A 17,176-nucleotide genomic window follows, 5' to 3' on the forward strand; every position below is an offset into this window, starting at 1 on the left:
TGGCGGCGGAATCCGAGATCGAAGACGCCGCCAACCTCATGATCAGCGGGGTCAGGACGGGCGTTCGCCGGCGTCGAGGACTGCCTGGGTCCAGCCGCCCTCGATGACGCCGGTGCCGTCCAGCAGGGCCCAGTCGACCACGTCGGCGGCCTCCACGACGACCGGGGAGCCGATCCGCACGCTCGGGTCGGAGGCGGCGTCGCTGGCGCTCACCCCGACGATCCGCTCCGGGACGTCCCACGAGGTGACGCCCGCCCAGACGTACTCCGGGCCGTCCTCACCGGGTAGCCCGTACTTCACCACGAGCTGCGACTCGCGCGGCAGCTGCCCGGCCACGAACCGGGCGCGGATGTCGCCGAGCGCGGCCCGGGCGGTGGCGATGGCCTTGCTCATCGCGTCACCGGGACGCGCGTAGCGTACGTCCGGCTGGATGCCGGCGAAGAGGGTGGCGCAGGCCGCGGCGTAGTACCGGCCGTCCGGGCCGGGGTGGCCCGCGGGCGGCCGCAGGGTGAGGAACGACTCCGCCTCCGGGTCGGTCGCCGGGTCCAGCTCCAGCCGGAGCAGCACCGGCGCCGTCGCCCCGTGCTGCTCCGGATTGCCGTACGCCACCGCGATGTCGTGCCCGGTCACCGTGGCCAGCACCGGCAGCGGCACGAACGCCGGCACGTCGTCGCCGGACAGCCCGTCGACCCACTCCCGCAGCAGCCGGCGCGCGGCTCCGGTCATCACCGCACCCCAGGCGCGGGTGAGGTGGTCCGGCACGCCCTGGGTCTGCAACTCCAGCAGCCCGAAGCGGCGCAGCCCCTTCGTGGTGAACCAGAGCCCCTCGGCGTCGGACGAGTAGGGGACGAGCACCCAGTCGACCAGCCGGATCCGGCCGTGGTCGTCGGGGAGCGAACGCAGCGCCGTGGCCGGGTCCAGGAACTGCAACCCGAACACGTCCACCACGTCGCCGTCGACCGAGTCGGCCACGGCGGCGGCCACCGCCCGGGCGGCCCACTCGTGGGCGGGCGGCCACCCGGGCCGGTACTCGGCCTGCACCACGACCAGGTGGGTCGCCGCGGCGAGCCGGTCCAGCTGCGTCTCGCTGGCCCCGAACGCGGCGAGCAGGTCCGGCGGCAGTTGCGGGAACTCGCCGATGGGGCGGGTGTCCACGCTCATCAGGGGGCTGTCCAGCATCTGCCGCGCCAGCCCGTGCACCGGATCGGCGATCCGCCCGGCGAGCGCCGCCACGGCGCTCTTCGTGCCGACCCGCGGGAGACCCTTGACGGGCACCAGGTAGGTGGCGCTGAGCGACTCCGGAACCGGTACGGGCAGGAAGTCGTCCGTGATGAGCATTCGTGTCCCCCGGTTGGCGGTGCCGGTGCTGTCGAGCCGAACGCTACCCGGCGCGCGGTGCCGCGTTCAGGCGGACAGCACCAGCCCCAGGTAGACCAGCGTGGTCACCACCTCGACCGTCGCGCCCAGCACGTCCCCCGTGATGCCGCCCAGGCGGCGTACCACGTGGGCCAGCAGCCCCGCCGCGACGGCGAGGGCGGCCGCGACGGCGAGCGGCCCCTGCCACGGCCGGCCCGGCACGGCGGCGACGGCCACCAGCGCGACGGCGACCGCGCCGACGGCCGGCGCGACGGGACCGACGGTGCCGGCGACCAACGCGCCGAGCCCCTCCGGCCGGGCCGCCGGCACGCCGCGCCGGCAGGCCAGCGTCACGCCGAGCCGGCCGGCCGCGGTGGCGGCGACCACCGCCGCGGCGCCCGCCGGCCACGACCGCCCGGCCAGCTCCGCGAGCGCGGCGGCCTGCACCAGGAGTACGACCACCAGGGCGACCACCCCGAAGGGACCGACGTCCGGCTTCTTCATGATCTCCAGCGCGGCCGGCCCCCGGCGGTACGAGCCGAGCGCGTCCACGGTGTCGGCGAGCCCGTCGAGGTGCAGGCCGCGGGTGAGCAGCGCCGCGGCCCCGACCGTCACGGCGGCCGCGACCAGCGGGGGAGCGACCGCGGCCAGGAGCAGCAGCACCCCGGCGAGCAGCGCCCCGAGCAGCATCCCGACCGCCGGGGCGAGCGCCATGGCGACGCCCGCCACCTCCCGGTCGATCCGGCCGGCCCGCACCGGCAGCGTGGTGAACGTGGTGAGCGCCAGCCGGGCGCCGGCGGGGAACCGCCCGTCAGCCGGCACGCGGACCCGACGCCGGCTGCTCCTCCGGCTCGGTGCTGGCCGGCCCCGGGCCGGCGGGCTCCGGCTCGGCGAAGTCCGGCTCCTGCGGCTCGGTGCTGGTAGGACCGGGGCCGGCGGGCTCCGGCTCGGCGAAGTCCGGCTCGTCCCCGTCGGCGTCCTCGCCCGGCACGTCCCCGCCGCCGAGCGACGGGTGGGTGGGCAGCGCGGCGGCCAGCGCCAGCACCGAGCGCAGCATCGGCAGCGCGACCAGCGCGTTGGCGCCCTCGCCCAGGTCCAGCCGGAGGTCGAGCAGCGGCGTGAGGCCGAGGATGTCGGCGGCCAGCTTCACGGCCGGGTCGCCGCCGTGGTCGGCGAGCAGGCACCAGTGCCGCGCCTGCCCGGCCAGGTCCCGGCTCACGAGGCCGGCGGCGACGCCGACCGGGCCGTCGAGCATCACGGGGATCCGGCGGGCCGTGGCGCCCAGCAGAACGCCGGTCGCGATCGCCACGTCGCCGCCGCCGAGTTCGGCCAGCACCTCCTTCGCCCCGCGGGGCGAGGTGCGGGTGCGGTGCAGCGCGTCGCGTACCGCGGCGCAGCGGCGCATCCAGGCTGCGTCGTCGATCTCGCCGTTCTCGGTGATCACCCGTCCGAGCACGGCCGGCGGTTCCGCACCGGCCGTGGCGGCGAGCACCGCGGCGGCCGCCGCCTCGGTGCCGGCACCGCACGCCGCGAGCACCAGCAGTTGTACGCCGGCCTCGGCGGCCTCCTCGGCCAGCCGCCAGCCGTAGCGCAGCGCGGACTCCACCTGCTCGCCGGTGAGCGCCGGCTCGTGCTCCATGGGGCCGGCCGTCACGGCGTCCACCACCTGGAGGCTCGCGCCGCACTCGGCGGCGAGCCGGGCCAGCGCGCCCCGGCCGGCGCGGGCCTGCCCGGCCCGGCGCGCCGACTCGCCGGGCCGGGTGCCGGCGGCGGCGCCACCCTCGTGGTCGCCGTTGAGCAGCAGCACGCGGACGGAGTTCCAGGCGGCCGGCGTCACGGTGCCCTGGGTGGCGGCGGCGAACCCGACGAGTCGATCCAGCACGCCGAGCCCGGCGCCGGGCACGTCGAGGGTGGCGAGGCGTTCGACGGCCTGCGGGCCGGCGTACTCGTCGGGCATCGGCAGGTCCATGCCGGGCTGGATGACCAGCCCGGTGGCGACCATCGGCAGCGCCGTCGTCGGCGCCGTCCAGTCGGTCGTGGTCTCGACGGGCAGGGGCGGCGCGGCCGCGGGATCCGCCGCGGCCGAGAGGTCGACGAGTTCCGGTGTCGGCTCGGGCGCGGCGCCGTTCACGGCGGGCGGCGCGGCGACCGGGGCGGTGGCGGCCGGCGCGGCGGTCACGGCCGCGTCCGGGGCCTTGAGCCACGCCGGCTGCCCGGCGATGACCAGGACCACCGCGTCGCAGGCGTCGGCGACGGCGCGGTTGGTGGCGCCCAGCGCGTCGGTGAACGCCCGCCCCACCGGCGTGGTCGGCACGAGGGACAGGCCCACCTCGGGGCTGACCAGCACGAGCCGGGCCAGGCAGCCGCGCACCGCCGTCGCCAGCTCGGCGATCGTCTCGGTGTCGTCGGCGGGCTGGTGCGCCGGGTCGAGGAGCACCGTCACCCAGCCGCCGAGGTCGTCGACGAGCAGCGTCTCGTTCGGTTCCGCGGCGGCGATGACGTCCGCGAGCCGGCGCGGGTCGCCCGCCGTCTCCTCGGTGGTCCAGCTGCCCGGCCGCCGTGCGCGGTGGGCGGCCAGGCGGGCGGCCCACTCGGTGTCCTGCGGGTCCCCTTCCGGCGCCGTGGCCACGTACCGGACCACCGGCGCGTCGCTGACCAGGGACTCGGCGAACTCGGACTTGCCGGACCGGGTGCCGCCGAGCACCAGGACCGTGTTCCACCCGTCAACCGACATGCCCGTACCTTAAGGCCGTCTCCCGCGCGGGTGCCCGCCGGGCGGTCAGTCGCAGTGCTCGAACGGGCTGGTGTAGCTCGCCCCGCCGGTCGATCCGCCCCACCGCACGCACGTTCCGGCGGCGCTGGCCCGGACCGGGCCGGCGTAGTAGTCGAACGAGCCGCTGTCGGTCTTGCGGGACTGGCCCTTCACCTCGAGGAACGCCGAGGCGGCCGTCGCCGTGCCGACCGCGGTGTCCTTGAGGGTGACCACGCAGTTGTAGCCGTTGCCCGCGTTGTAGAGCAGGTAGACGCGGCCCGTGCGCCGTCCACCACTGCTCAGCGTCGCCTGGTCGATCACCTGGTAGCCCGAGCCGCATACCTGCGTCGCCGTGTACGGGTTGGACCGTTCCGGTTTCGCGCTGCTCGTGCCGGGGCTCGGTCGCGCGCTGGTGCCGCCCGTGGGCGCGGTGCTCCCGCCGCCGCCCGCGGGGGCGCTCGGCCGGTCCGGCTGCGCGGTGGTGGCGCTGGGGGTCGCCGACCGGCTGGCGCCCGGCGTACGGGCGGGCCGGCTCGCGGTGGCGGTCGGGCTGGTCTCGGGCTGCGCGCCCTGGTCCTGTGGCGCCGGTGCCGACTCGGCGATCAGCGCGGGCGGGGCGTCCTCGCCGGTGTGCCCGCCGCCACGCAGGGCGATCACGACGACGGTGGCCACGAGCGCCACGGACACCGCCGCGGCGGCCCCGACCAGCAGCCCCCGGCGGCCGCCGGGACGGGAGTCCAGCGGGTCCTCGCGGGTGTCCGCGGGGCGGGGTGGCACCGCGGCCACGCCGGTCTGCCACCCGCCCGGGCCGGGCCGCCCGGCGGGAGGCGGCGCGGCGCCGGGTTGCCCGGTGGGGATCGGCGCGGCGGCGGGGGTGGGCCAGGCGAAGGCCGGTGGTGCGGCGCCGGCCGGGGCGGCACCCGACGGCGGGGTGGGTGTGGCGTCCGCGCCGAAGGGCGGGACGGCAGCCGGCGGCGGGGTGGGTGTGGCGTCCGCGCCGAAGGGCGGGACGGCGGCGGAACCGGCGGGAGGCGTGTGGCCGGTGGGGACGGCCGGCGGGTGGGCGCCGGACGGCGTACCGGCCGGGACGCCCGGCCCCGACGGGGCCGGCGGCGACGGCCGGGGCGGCGCGGCCGGCTCCGGGCCGGTGGACGGCCCGTGCCGCGGTGCCGGCGGCGGCGCGGCGGCGGGCTGCGGGCCGTCGGACTCATCACCCGGTGGGGCCGGTTGGGGAAGCGGGGCCACCGGGGCGGCCGGGGCCGACAGCGCCCACGGCGGGCGGGCGGAGACCGGGATGGTCGCCAGGGTGGCGTCCCGCGCCTCCGCGGCGGCCCGGGCCAGCTCGGCGGCGTCGGCGAACCGGTCGGCCGGGCGCTTGGCCATCGCCCGGCCCACCAGCTCGACCACCGCCGGCGGGGTGCCCGGCGGCAGCGGAGCCGGCTCGTCCTGCTGGTGGCGCAGCGCCACCTCGAACGGGTTCTCGCCGACGAACGGCGGCTGGCCGGCCAGGCAGTAGTACGCCACGGCGCCGAGCGCGTACACGTCGCTCGCCGCGGAGACCGGCTGGCCGGTGGCCTGCTCCGGCGACATGTACGAGGCGGTGCCGAGCACCATGTTGGCGGCCGTGAGCCCGGAAAGGGCGCGGGAGCGGGCGATGCCGAAGTCGACGAGCACCACCCGGCCGTCCTGCTTGACCAGCAGGTTGCCCGGCTTCACGTCGCGGTGGACGATGCCGGCGGCGTGGGCGGCGTGCAGGGCGTCGGCCGCCTGCGCGACCACCGACATCGTCGACGCCGGGTCGAGCCGGCCGGCCCGGCCGACCCACGCGGACAGCGGCTGCCCGTCGACGAACTCCATCACCAGGTAGTCCACCCGGCTGCCGTCGGCGAGCGTGGCCTGCCCCACGTCGTGCACGGCCACGACGCCGGGGTGGCGCAGGGCGGCCAGCATCCGCGCCTCGGCCCGGAACCGCGTGGTGAAGTCCTGGTCGGCGACCAGCGTCGGCAGCAGCACCTTCACCGCCACCTCGCGTTCCAGCAGCAGGTCCGTGCACCGCCAGACCGCGCCCATCCCGCCCGTCGCCACACGATCGCCCAGCCGGTACCGGTCGCTGAGCACCACTCCCCGAGTCAGCACCGGGCCACCGTACCGGCCGGCGCGGACACGGTGATCGACGCCGTGCGGTCGTCGAGCGGCCGGCGCGCGCCGGGCCGACTACGCTGGCGGGGGTCCCGTCCCACGGGACCGAGGGCGGCGAGGGGAGACGCGGCATGGCGTGGAGCTGGCGGTACGAGGGCACGGACGGTCAGCCGGTGCAGGGTCCGGCGGAGTCGTTCGGCAGCCAGGCCGACGCCGAATCCTGGATCGGCCAGACCTGGCGCGAGCTCGCGGCGTCCGGCGTCACCTCGGTCGCGCTCGTCGAGGACGACCGCGTCGAGTACCGGATGAGCCTGCTGCCCCCGGCCGAATGACGGCGTACGACCGCCCGGGCGGGGAGCGGCTGGTGCTCGGCGTGCCCCGGGCGGCGTTCCGGCCGAGCCCCGTCTTCGTCGCCCTGGTCGCGCTGTTCGTGACCACGGGCGTGCTGGCCTGGAACGGCTCCGGCAACGTCCGGCTGAGCGTGTTCGGGTTCGTGGTGTCCGGCTGGCTCGTGTCGCTCTGCCTGCACGAGTACGCGCACGCGATCGTCGCGTTCCGGGCCGGCGACCGGGGGGTGGCCCACCGCGGCTACCTGACCCTCAACCCGCTCAAGTACAGCCACCCGCTGCTGTCGATCGCGCTGCCGGTGCTCGTGGTGCTGCTCGGCGGCATCGGCCTGCCCGGCGGCGCGGTGTGGGTGGACCGGCACCTCATCCCGGGGCGGCTGCGGCACACCCTCGTCAGCCTGGCCGGGCCGGCCACCAACGTGCTCTTCACGCTGGTGCTCGTGCTGGCCCTGCGGGTCGGCACGGGTGCGGGCGGGTCCGTCGAGTTCTGGGCGGGCCTGGCGCTGCTGGCGTTCCTCCAGCTCACCGCGAGCGTGCTGAACCTGCTCCCGGTGCCCGGCCTCGACGGCGGCAACATGATCCAGCCCTGGCTGAACCCGCAGTGGCGCCGGATGTACGACCTGTTCGCCCCGTACGGCTTCATCCTGCTCTTCGCGCTGCTGTGGAACCCGCGGATCAACGGCTGGTTCTTCGACGTGGTCTTCACGGCCGGCGACGCGCTCGGCCTGCCGGCCTGGCTCTACGGCACGGGGCTCGACCTCGTCCGCTTCTGGCGCGGCTGACGGCCTTCCCGTCGGGTCCGGCGTCGGGTCTCAGGCTGGCCGCTGACGGCCGTCTGGTCTGGCCCGCGTCGGGTCCGGTCCGGCCGGGCTCGCGCGCCGGCCGGACCGGGGGGCGTCAGGGACGCTGCGCCGGGCTTTCGGTCTTCGCCGGGTCGCGCTCGGTGATCGGGTCGACGATCTCGTCGATCGCCTTGAGCAGGTCGGCGTCGAGCTTCACGCCGGCCGCCTTGACGTTGTCCTGCACCTGCTCGGGGCGGGTCGCGCCGACGATCGCCGAGGAGACGTTCGGGTTCTGGAGCACCCAGGCGATGGCGAGCTGGGCCATGGTGAGCCCGGCCTGCTCGGCCAGCGGCCGGAGCTGCTGCACCCGGGTCAGCACCTCGTCGGTGAGGAACCGGGCGATGAAGTTCGCGCCCGACTTCTCGTCGGTGGCCCGGGAGCCGGCCGGCGGCGGCTGGCCCGGGAGGTACTTGCCGGAGAGCACGCCCTGCGCCATCGGCGACCAGACGATCTGGCCGACGCCCAGCTCCTCGCTGGTGGGCACGACCTCGCTCTCGATGACCCGCCACAGCATCGAGTACTGCGGCTGGTTGGAGACGAGCGGGATGTGCAGCTCGCGGGCCAGCTTGTGGGCCTCGCGGATCTGCGACGCCTTCCACTCGGAGACGCCGATGTAGAGGGCCTTGCCGGAGCGTACGACGTCGGCGAAGGCCTCCATCGTCTCCTCCAGCGGGGTGCTGTAGTCGTAGCGGTGGGCCTGGTAGAGGTCGACGTAGTCGGTGCGCAGCCGGCGCAGCGAGCCGTTGATCGACTCCATGATGTGCTTGCGGGACAGGCTCCGGTCGTTGCGACCCGGGCCGGTCGGCCAGTACACCTTGGTGAAGATCTCCAGCCCTTCCCGGCGCTCGTTGGCGAGCGCGCGGCCGAGCACGTCCTCGGCCCGGGTGCCGGCGTACACGTCGGCGGTGTCGAAGGTGGTGATGCCGGCGTCGAGGGCGGCCCGTACGCAGGCGAAGGCGGCGTCCTCCTCCACCTGGGACCCGTGGGTGATCCAGTTGCCGTACGAGATCTCGCTGACCATCAGGCCGGAGCGGCCTAGGTGACGGAATTCCATGGCCTGACCCTAACTCCGGTCACCGGCGGGCCCGGCCGGGCGACCCGCGGGTGTGTGGTGATCGTCAGCCGGGCGGTCGCGTCAGCCGGGAGGCCCGGCCGTCACAGCACCGGGTTGGTGTCGGCGAGCAGCCGTTCGATCTCGTCGAGCACGTCCTCGGTGCTGCGGTGCACCGGGTCGATGAGCGGGTTCCCCCGCCGGTCGAGGGCGCCCCACCGGCCGCCGGCCGTGCCCACGAGGAAGGCGACCGGATGGACGATGAGCGCCGGGTGCACCGGCGGGACGACCACGGCGCCCGTGTGGTCCACCACGCCGTGCCGGCCGGCCAGCTCCGCCACGGCCAGGCCCTCGTCGGTGAAGCCGTCGACGTACCGGCCGTCGGCCAGGGGGGTGCGGAGGCTGTGGTACCGGGTCGGCACCACGATCCGGCCGCTCCGGTCCACGGCGCCCCAGCCCTCGCGGCGGACCGCGGCCACGCCGCGCCGGAACGGGCGTACGTCGGCGAAGCCCGGCGGGATCACCACGTCGCCGGTGGGGTCGATGGCAGACCAGCCCTCGGAACCGTCGCGGACCACCCAGGCCAGTCCGTCGGAGAAGGAGCGGACCGCGAGGAACGACGGCGGGATCACGGTCGTGCCGGTGAGCGCGATCAGCGACCAGCGGTCGGTGTCCGGCCGCCGCACCCAGGCCAGGCCCTCTCGGAACGGCTGGGCGTCCGCGTACCGGGCCGGGATGACCAGCTCGCCCTCCGGGTCGGCGTAACCCCAGAGCGCGCCGTCGCGCGCGGGCACCGGGGGCTGGATGCGCTCCAGCACCTCGTCCCGGCTGCGGGGGTACGGGCCGAAGCCCTCCGTCGCGACCCGCTCGGCGACCGCGTCGAGCGCGGTCCGGACCCGGGCGAGCAGGTCGGCGTCCCCGGCGCCGCGCAGGTCGAGCGCCCGCTCGAAGTGCTGGCACGCCTCCATGAACCGGCCCTGGTCGTAGCAGGACCGCCCGGCGTGCTCGTGCAGCGCGGCCTGCAGCCGGTCGGGCAGCTCGGGCGACGTGGCCAGGGCGAACAGCTGGTCGGCCTCGGTGAACTCCCCGCGCCACCGCAGCACGTGCGCGAGCCGCGCCTGGGCGAGCGCGATCCGGCGCAGCTCACCGGTCGCCTCGGCGTACGTGAGCGCGAGCCGCGCGTCCGCCAACGCGTCGTCCAGCTCGTTGAGGACGCGGGACACCACGGCACGCAGGCTGAGCAGCCGGGCCCGGGCGCGGTTGTCGGCGGCCGACGCCAGCTTCTCGGTCAGCCGCCGCCGGATCGTCCGCAGCTCGTCCGGGTCGTCCGCCACCTCGCGCAGCGTCGCCGGGTCGAGCCGCCAGCGGTAGCGCGCCAGCAGTTGCTCGGGATCCCCCTGCAGGGCGCGGTTCGGCGCGGCCGGCGGTGCGGAGACGGACGCCGCCGGCACGGCGGACACGGGTGCGCCCGGCGGCGGGGACGGATCCCGCTCGGCCGTGGCCGGCGGAGCCGGGACGGGTCCGGCGGGTGCTCCGGAGACGGGCGCCGGCTCGGCGGGTGGTGCGGAGACGGATGCCGGGACCGGCTCGTCGGGCGGTGCGGAGGCGGGTGCCGGGACCGGCTCGTCGGGCGGCGCGGAGACGGGCGCCGGGACCGGGGCGGCGTCTGCGGTGGCCGCCGGCGACCCGTCGGGTACGGCCGTCGCCTCGGTGGCGCCGGCTGGTGCTTCCGTTGCTTCCACTGCTGTCGTTGCGGCCGATGCTTCCGGTGCGGCCGGGGGCGCGGAGTGCGGCGGTGCCGCGTCCCGTACGGCGTCCGGGCGGGCCGGGTACGCGGGCGGCGGCGAGGTCTGCTCCGGCCCGTCGGGCGGGGAGGCGCTCGTCACGGGTGCCGAGGGAGCCTCCGCCCCGCCGTCCACGCGTGCCTCGACGGCCTCGCGCTGACCCGGTACCGCCCCGCTGACCGGCGACCCAGGCGTGGGGCCGTCAGCGTCAGTGGGGGCGTCCGGACGCTCGCCCGCCTCGGGCCGTACGGCCATCGCGCTGCCCTCGACGGCGGTGGCGCCCCCGGTGTCGGCGGTGCTGTCGGCGTCGGCGGGCGCTGCGGAGGTGGCCGGGTCGACGGTCGTCGGCTCGACGGCGTCGGTGGCCGGTACGGCGTCGGGTGCCGGCTCCGGCCGCGCCGCCTCCGTGCTGGGCGCCCGGGCGTCGACGGCGGGCGACGCCCAGGCCACGGCGGCAGAGGGGAGACCGGTGTCCCAGTCGTCCAGCCCGTCGGCGGGCGACGAGTCGAGGGGCGCGGCGACGGCCGGCGGGGCGGGACGAGATGCGTCGGGCACCGGAGGCGCGGCCGGGTGCGGCGCGTCGGCGGCCTCGGCAAGGGCGGCGTCGGAGTGGTCACCGGCCGTCACCGTGTCCCGCGACGCCCGAGGTGCCGCGGTGGCGGCCTGGTCGGCGAAGGCCACCGGGTCGGAGTCGACCGGCGTCGATCCGGTGCCGACCGGCTCGGGGTCGATCGTCGCCGGTCCGACCGGAGCGTCGGGCGTGGCCGGTCCGGGGTGGGTCGTGGTCGGGTCGGCGTCGAGTCGGGCTTCGGGCTCGGTCGGCGCGAGGTGTGTGTCTACCGCCGGGAGTTGGGGCTCGGGCGTGGCCGGCTCGGTGCGGGTTGCTGTCGGCTCGGCCGCCAGCCCGGCCTCGGCCGTCAACCGTGGCTCGGTGTCGGCCGGCGTCGGTCCGAGGTGGGGCGCGGCCGATTCGGTGCGGGTCGTGGTCGGCTCGGCGGCGAGCCCTGCCTCGGCCGTCAACCGTGGCTCGGTGTCGGCCGGCGTCGGTCCGAGCTGGAGTTCGCGCGGCTCGGCGCCGGTTGGTGTCGGGTCGGCTGCGAGCCCGTCCCCGGTCACGGCGGATCCCGGTTCGGTGGGGCGCGTGGCGGGTTCGGCCGCGGGCTGCGCCGCAGTCGGATCGCTGCCGGCCGTCGTCGGCTCGGCTGCGGTCCCGGCGATGTTCGCGTCGGCTCCGGGCTGGACCTCGGTCGGGTCGGCGTCGGACACGGTGCGCGGGGCTGCGTCGCGGTCCGCGCTCGGCTCGACCAGGCCGCCAGCCGCGATTGAGAGAGCGTCGGCCTCGACGGTGGTCGGCGTGGCCGCCGGCCAGGCCGCCGCCTCGGGGTCGGCGGTCGTCGGTGCCGCCCCGGCGGTGGATCCGGTGCCGACCTCTGCCATGGGCCCGGTCGCGGTCGGCTCGGGCGCGACCGGGGACGCCTCGGGGTCGACCGTGGTCTGCTCGGCTCCGGCGTCCGGCCCAGCCAATTCGCCGCCGGCCGTCGTCGGGTCGATGTCGGCCGTGGTCGGGCCGTCGTCCGTCGTGGTCTCGGCGTCAGTCGTGGTCGGCTCGGCGCGGCTGTCGGCCTCGGGCGTGGCCGGCTCGGCCTCGGGCGTGGTCGGTTCCGCCGGCACGGGCCGGGCCGGGCGGAACCAGGCGTCCGCCCCGCCGCTGGGCTCCGGCGCGACGGTGTGCGCCGGCGGCTCGGACGGGGGCGGCGGGACGTAGACCCGGGGAACGCCGGGAGCGGGCGGAAGCGACGGTTCGACCGTCGTCGCCCCCGACGCGGACGCGGCGGGCGGGTGTCCGGGCGCCACGTCCTGGCGATCGGCGGCGCGCTCGCCGTCGGCCGGCCGCTGGTACCCGTACGCGTCGACCGGGGTACGGCCCGCCGGCGGGCGGTCCGCCGTCGGCGGAGCGACCCGGTCGTCGGCGCGTGGCCCGGCGTAGGGCGGCGGGGCGGCCGTCGGTTCCGCCGGGCGGGCCGGGTCGAACGATGGTACGGGACGCGCCGGTCCCGGCGTGCCGGCCCCGGGCGGTCCCGACACGGGCGTCCCGGAGGGACGGTGCGCCGGGCCGGAGGCCGGCGTCGAGGGTCGGACGGCCGCCGGCGAGCCGGGGCCCGTCGCCGAGGACGGGGGTGCCGGTGTGATCGGTCGGGCCGCCGGCGGTGGGCCGGGCGGGGCGGGGGGATACGTGGGCGCCGGGGAGACGGGGCGGCCGGGCGGGGTGGCCGGTCCGGCCGCCGGAGGCACCGGTGCCGGCGAGACCGGTCGGCCCGGTGCCGGCGAGACCGGGGCAGGCGGGACCGGTGCCTCGCGCGGCGGCTCCGGCGTACGCGGCCGGTTCCCCGGCTCGGCGTCCGCCGGCCAGGTGGGATGGCCCGCGGGGCCCGAGGGCGGCACACGGTGCGCGGGCGGAGCCGGCTGCGCCGGTGGCACCGGTCGACCAGCCGCGGGAGCAGGGGAGACGGGCCGGCCGGGGGCCGGTGCGGGCGACACCGGTTGACCGGGGGCGGGACCGGGCGACACCGGTCGACCCGGCGCCGGTCCGGGGGAGACGGGTCGGCCGGGGGCCGTCGCGGGCGAGCGCGGTTGGCCGGGGGCCGGTCCGGGCGACACCGGTCGACCCGGCGCCGGTCCGGGGGAGACGGGCCGGCCGGGCATGGCGGCGGGCGACACCGGTTGGCCCGGGGCGGGCCCGGGGGAGACGGGCCGGCCGGGGGCCGCGGTGGGCGGGCGCGGTTGGCCGGGGGCCGGTGCGGGCGACACCGGTCGACCCGGGGCCGGTCCGGGTGAGACGGGCCGGCCGGGGGCCGCCGTCGGTGGGCGCGGCTGGCCGGGGGCCGGTGCGGGCGACACCGGTCGACCCGGCGCCGGCCCGGGGGAGACGGGCGGGCCGGAGATCGGCGTGTCCGCGGCGGGCGGCGGGTAGGGACGCCGGTACGGCTCGTCGTACCGCGGCGCGTCCCGTCGGGCGGCCTCGCGGGGCGGCATGTCGGCGTCGAACGGGCGGCGCTGCTCCGGCCGCGCTTCGGCGCGGCGGCCGGGATCCCAGCCCGGATCCCGGCCGGGGTGCGGCGGCCGGGGCCCGCCCGCCTCGCGGTCGGGGTGCGGCCACCGCTCCCGGTACGCCTCCTCCCTCCGGTCGGCGTACGGCTCGGCACGGCCGACCATCTCCCGCGTCGGCCGGTACCGCTCCTGGTCCGGCCCGGGGTGGCGGTCGGGGCGGTACGCGCGGTCGTCCTCGTAGCGGGGGCGCGCGTGCCGGTCGTGCTCGACGCGGCGCGGGTGCTCGTCGTCGTACCGGGGGCGGTCGTCGTGGCGTGACCGGTCGGCGTGCGGTCCTCGCGGATCGTCGACGTGGCGGGTCGGCCCGTCGCGGCGCGGCGCGTCGTGCCGGAGGTCGTCGGGGTGGCGGTCCCGCTCGGCGGCCCGGCCCCACGGGTACCGGGGGCGCCGGCCGCCTTCGGCGGGGTGCCGCTCGTACCCGTCGGCCGGCGGTCCGGCGGGGCGGCGGCGCGGCGGGGAATCCTCACCGGGCTCGGGCATCCAGCCCGGCTCCGGGTGGGAGACCGGCGGAGGGTACGAGCCGCGACGCGGGTCCCCGGCCGGTTCACCGTGCCAGCCGTTCTCCCGCCCCGCGCGTTCCTCGCGGCGCGCGCCGCGGTCGGTCCACTCGGTCCGGCCGTCGGACCGGGGCTGGCGGGCCGGTGGCCGCTCGTCGGGCCAGGCGGGTTCGGCCTGCGGCCGGCGGTAGGACTCGTCCCCGTAGCGGCGCGCGTCGGTGCCGTCGCGGCGGCGGTCCCGGGCGTACGGCTCCTCCTCCGGCGGCGGCTCGTCGGACCAGGAGCGGCCCAGGTACGTCCCGTCGGGCCGGGTCGGGGCGAGCGGCGGCACGTCGACACGGCCCACGACGCTGGCCCGGCCGCGGGGCGGAGGCGCGTGCTGCACGCCGATGTCTCCCGGGTAGCGCTGCCCGGGGAACTGCGGGTGCCATTCGTGGGTCGGCTCGACCATCCAGGACGGTTCGGCCGGATCCTGCCACCGATCGGAGTATCGGCTGCTCATCCGAGGTGCCCGTCGCCGGACCCGGGGCGTGTGCCGGCGTACCGGCACCGTCGGCTCGCGACCGCGGCCGGGTGACCGCCGGGCGCCGGACCGCCGGGGGCCGCGCTCCGGTGGCCGGCTCGCGTCCGCTCGCTCACGGCGTTGTCACCTCGTTGCCAATTGTCGCGCTGAGCACCCGACCTACCGGTAGAGTCGCCCGGTCCGGCAGGGCGTGGCTGCGGATGGAGGGTAGCGGCGTGGGTTCGCTGAACGCCACTGTGGCACCGTTCACCACCTCAAACGTTATCCCATGGTTCCGGACATTTTGGGCTTTAGCCGCATCTGGTTTCCGACGATACTCCACCTACCGGCAGGCGACCGTCGCCGGGATCGTGACCAACACCGTCTTCGGTTTCCTGCGCTGCTACGTCCTCCTCGCGGTGGCCGGCGTGGCCGGGACGGCCGGCGGGTACGACCGCCCGCAGCTCGCCACGTTCGTCTGGGTCGGACAGGGGCTGCTCACCGTGGTCCTGCTCTGGGGCTGGACGGAGCTGGCCGACCGGATCCGCACCGGGGACGTGACGGCGGACCTGCTGCGGCCCGTACATCCGGTGACCGCGTACCTCGCCACCGACCTGGGCCGCGCCGGGCACGCCGCGCTGGCCCGGCTGCTGCCACCGGTGGTCGTGGCGCCGTTCTTCTTCGACCTGTACCTGCCCACCCGCTGGCCGACCGTGCTCCTGTTCGCCGGTTCGGCCACCGCGGCCGTGGTCATCTGCTTCGCCTGCCGCTACCTGGTCAACGCCACCGCGTACTGGCTGGCCGACGTGCGGGGGCCGCTCGTCCTCTGGACGCTCGGCTCCGGCGTGCTCTGCGGCCTGTACTTCCCGCTGCGGTTCCTGCCGGAGTGGCTCTACCAGGCACTGTGGATCGCCACCCCGTTCCCGAGCCTGCTCCAGACCCCGCTCGACGTGCTCGTGGAACGGGACCCCGCCCCGGTGCAGGTGACGCTGGTCGCCGTCCAGGCCGGCTGGGTCGTCGTGCTCCTGGCCGCCTGCCGGTGGGTGCAGCGCCGCGCGGAGCGCCGCCTGGCGGTGCAGGGTGGCTGACGGTCGCGGCGGGACGCTGAGGGCGTACCGGGCGCTGCTCGGGGCGCAGGCGCGGTCGCAGACGGCGTACCGCACCTCGTTCGCCGTGGACCTGGTGGGCAACGTCGGCGCCACGGCCTTCGACGTGCTCACCGTGCTGGTGCTCTTCGGCGTGACGCGGGAGCTGGGCGGGTTCACCCTGCGCGAGACGCTGGTCGTCGTCGGCCTCTCGGCGTGCGCCTTCGCCACCGCCGACCTGCTCGTCGGCAACATCGAGCGGATCCCGCAGTACGTGCGCACCGGCCTGCTGGACGCCGTCCTGGTGCGGCCGCTCGGCGCGCTGCCCCAGCTGCTGCTCATGGACCTGCCGTTGCGCAAGGTCTCGCGGGCCGTGTTCGGGCTCGCCGTCTGGGTCACGGCGGTGGTGTCCGCCGGCATCGACTGGACGCCGGGGAGGGCGCTGCTGGTCGTGCTGGCCCCGCTCGCCGCCGTGGTCTTCTTCGGCTCGATCTTCGTGGCCACCGCCACGGTGTCGTTCTACTGGGTCGAGTCGGGCCAACTCGCGAACTCGTTGACCTACGGCGGGCGCGACTTCACCTCGTACCCCGTCACCGTCTACGGCGGGTGGTTCCGGGCGCTGTTCGCGTACGGCCTGGGGTTCGCCTTCGTGTCCTACCACCCGGCGCTGGCCCTGCTGGGCCGCGCCGACCCGCTCGGCCTGCCGGCCTGGGTGGGCTGGGCCGCGCCGGGCGTCGCGGTGGTCGCCGCCGCGCTCGCCGCCGCGGCCTGGCGGGTCGGCATCCGCCACTACCGGAGTACGGGGTCATGACAGAGGTCATCAGGGCGCGCGGTCTGCGCAAGGAGTTCACCGTGCACGTCAAGACCGGCCGGATCCGCCGCGCCAGGCGGGTCCGCGCCGCGGTCGACGGGCTCGACCTGCGGGTGGAGCGGGGCGAGATGCTCGGCTACATCGGACCGAACGGCGCGGGCAAGTCCACCACGTTGAAGATGTTCACCGGCGTGCTGACGCCCACGGCCGGCGAGGTGCGGGTCTGCGGGCTGCGCCCGGTGGCCCAGCGCACCCGTCTCGCGCTGCGGATCGGGGTGGTCTTCGGCCAGCGGTCGCAGCTGTGGTGGGACCTGCCGCTGCGGGACTCGTTCGACCTGCTAGGGCACGTCTACCGGGTGCCGGCCGCCGAGCACGCCGCCCGGCTGCGCCGGTGCCGCGACCTGCTGGACCTGGACGGCTTCCTCGACGTGCCGGTCCGGCAGCTCTCCCTGGGACAGCGGATGCGCGGCGAGCTGACGGCGGCGCTGCTGCACGGCCCGGAGGTGCTGTTCCTGGACGAGCCGACCATCAGCCTGGACGTGGTCAGCCGCCAGGCGGTCCGGGGGTTCCTCGCGGAACTCGGCAGCACCGGTGACACCACGCTCGTGCTGACCACGCACGACCTGGCCGACATCGAGCGCCTCTGCCGGCGGCTCGTGGTCGCCGACCTGGACGCCCCGCTGCCGGAGCCGCCGGTCCTGCCCGGCGCGCCGCTGCGAGAGGTGGCGGCGGACGGCCGCCGGCTGGTGTACGCGCTGGAGTCGGCGGGAGTCGCCGAGGTGGTCTCCGGCCTGGCGGGCGTGGCCAGCCTGCGGGACGTCGCGGTGGTGGAGCCGGACATCGAGGAGGTCGTGGCCCGGCTCTACGGCGCCCCGGCCCCCGCCGCCGTTCCGGCGCCCTGA

The 17,176-nt window shown here is 77.2% G+C and carries 12 protein-coding genes; 6 read left to right on the forward strand and 6 right to left on the reverse strand.

What is annotated here, in order from left to right:
• Window positions 1-51: 51 nt before the first annotated feature.
• The 4 genes from D7I43_RS04710 to D7I43_RS34320 form a co-directional block, all read right to left on the reverse strand.
• Window positions 52-1,338 carry a DUF2314 domain-containing protein gene (locus D7I43_RS04710; RefSeq protein ID WP_120327149.1) on the reverse strand — a complete coding sequence of 429 codons (1,287 nt, stop codon included), beginning with the start codon at window positions 1,336-1,338 and terminating at the stop codon, window positions 52-54.
• A gap of 66 nt (window positions 1,339-1,404) precedes the next feature.
• Window positions 1,405-2,178 carry an adenosylcobinamide-GDP ribazoletransferase gene (gene cobS / locus D7I43_RS04715; protein WP_120327150.1) on the reverse strand — a complete coding sequence of 258 codons (774 nt, stop codon included), beginning with the start codon at window positions 2,176-2,178 and terminating at the stop codon, window positions 1,405-1,407.
• Window positions 2,168-4,090 carry a bifunctional adenosylcobinamide kinase/adenosylcobinamide-phosphate guanylyltransferase gene (locus D7I43_RS04720; RefSeq protein ID WP_120327151.1) on the reverse strand — a complete coding sequence of 641 codons (1,923 nt, stop codon included), beginning with the start codon at window positions 4,088-4,090 and terminating at the stop codon, window positions 2,168-2,170. The genes cobS and D7I43_RS04720 overlap by 11 nt, the downstream gene beginning before the upstream one ends.
• A 45-nt stretch (window positions 4,091-4,135) precedes the next feature.
• Window positions 4,136-6,244: a serine/threonine protein kinase gene (locus D7I43_RS34320; protein WP_192902069.1), complete on the reverse strand. Its 2,109-nt coding sequence runs from the start codon at window positions 6,242-6,244 to the stop codon at window positions 4,136-4,138.
• A 134-nt stretch (window positions 6,245-6,378) separates the two neighbouring features.
• Between D7I43_RS34320 and D7I43_RS04735 the strand changes: the two genes are divergently transcribed.
• Both D7I43_RS04735 and D7I43_RS04740 read left to right on the forward strand, forming a co-directional pair.
• Window positions 6,379-6,579 carry a hypothetical protein gene (locus D7I43_RS04735; RefSeq protein WP_120327152.1) on the forward strand — a complete coding sequence of 67 codons (201 nt, stop codon included), beginning with the start codon at window positions 6,379-6,381 and terminating at the stop codon, window positions 6,577-6,579.
• Window positions 6,576-7,376 carry a site-2 protease family protein gene (locus tag D7I43_RS04740; protein WP_120327153.1) on the forward strand — a complete coding sequence of 267 codons (801 nt, stop codon included), beginning with the start codon at window positions 6,576-6,578 and terminating at the stop codon, window positions 7,374-7,376. The genes D7I43_RS04735 and D7I43_RS04740 overlap by 4 nt, the downstream gene beginning before the upstream one ends.
• Before the next feature lie 115 nt (window positions 7,377-7,491).
• Here the strand turns inward: D7I43_RS04740 and D7I43_RS04745 are convergent, their stop codons facing one another.
• On the reverse strand, window positions 7,492-8,490 hold the full coding sequence (locus D7I43_RS04745; protein WP_120327154.1) for an aldo/keto reductase family protein: 999 nt from the start codon (window positions 8,488-8,490) through the stop codon (window positions 7,492-7,494).
• Between the two features lie 101 nt (window positions 8,491-8,591).
• Window positions 8,592-12,356: a WG repeat-containing protein gene (locus D7I43_RS32985; RefSeq protein WP_240032800.1), complete on the reverse strand. Its 3,765-nt coding sequence runs from the start codon at window positions 12,354-12,356 to the stop codon at window positions 8,592-8,594.
• Between the two features lie 1,026 nt (window positions 12,357-13,382).
• Between D7I43_RS32985 and D7I43_RS32450 the strand changes: the two genes are divergently transcribed.
• From D7I43_RS32450 to D7I43_RS04765, 4 genes are all read left to right on the forward strand, one after another.
• Complete coding sequence (locus D7I43_RS32450) at window positions 13,383-13,637, forward strand: hypothetical protein (RefSeq protein WP_147427228.1); 255 nt, start codon at window positions 13,383-13,385, stop codon at window positions 13,635-13,637.
• A 977-nt stretch (window positions 13,638-14,614) separates the two neighbouring features.
• The gene (locus D7I43_RS04755) at window positions 14,615-15,466 is read left to right on the forward strand and encodes an ABC transporter permease (RefSeq protein WP_120327155.1); all 852 of its coding nucleotides are present in this window, start codon (window positions 14,615-14,617) and stop codon (window positions 15,464-15,466) included.
• Window positions 15,459-16,274, forward strand: coding sequence for an ABC transporter permease (locus D7I43_RS04760; RefSeq protein ID WP_240032802.1), 816 nt, complete (start codon window positions 15,459-15,461; stop codon window positions 16,272-16,274). The genes D7I43_RS04755 and D7I43_RS04760 overlap by 8 nt, the downstream gene beginning before the upstream one ends.
• Complete coding sequence (locus D7I43_RS04765; protein ID WP_120327156.1) at window positions 16,271-17,176, forward strand: ABC transporter ATP-binding protein; 906 nt, start codon at window positions 16,271-16,273, stop codon at window positions 17,174-17,176. The genes D7I43_RS04760 and D7I43_RS04765 overlap by 4 nt, the downstream gene beginning before the upstream one ends.

It is taken from the genome of Micromonospora globbae (assembly GCF_003610785.1).
Lineage (GTDB): Bacteria > Actinomycetota > Actinomycetes > Mycobacteriales > Micromonosporaceae > Micromonospora > Micromonospora globbae.

Coding starts and splice junctions, on each gene's coding strand:
- D7I43_RS04710 (WP_120327149.1), bottom strand. CDS start 1,338: ATGCTCATCACGGACGACTTCCTGCCCGTACCGGTTCCGGAGTCGCTC.
- D7I43_RS04720 (WP_120327151.1), bottom strand. CDS start 4,090: ATGTCGGTTGACGGGTGGAACACGGTCCTGGTGCTCGGCGGCACCCGG.
- D7I43_RS04735 (WP_120327152.1), top strand. CDS start 6,379: ATGGCGTGGAGCTGGCGGTACGAGGGCACGGACGGTCAGCCGGTGCAG.
- D7I43_RS04765 (WP_120327156.1), top strand. CDS start 16,271: ATGACAGAGGTCATCAGGGCGCGCGGTCTGCGCAAGGAGTTCACCGTG.
- D7I43_RS04740 (WP_120327153.1), top strand. CDS start 6,576: ATGACGGCGTACGACCGCCCGGGCGGGGAGCGGCTGGTGCTCGGCGTG.
- D7I43_RS04745 (WP_120327154.1), bottom strand. CDS start 8,490: ATGGAATTCCGTCACCTAGGCCGCTCCGGCCTGATGGTCAGCGAGATC.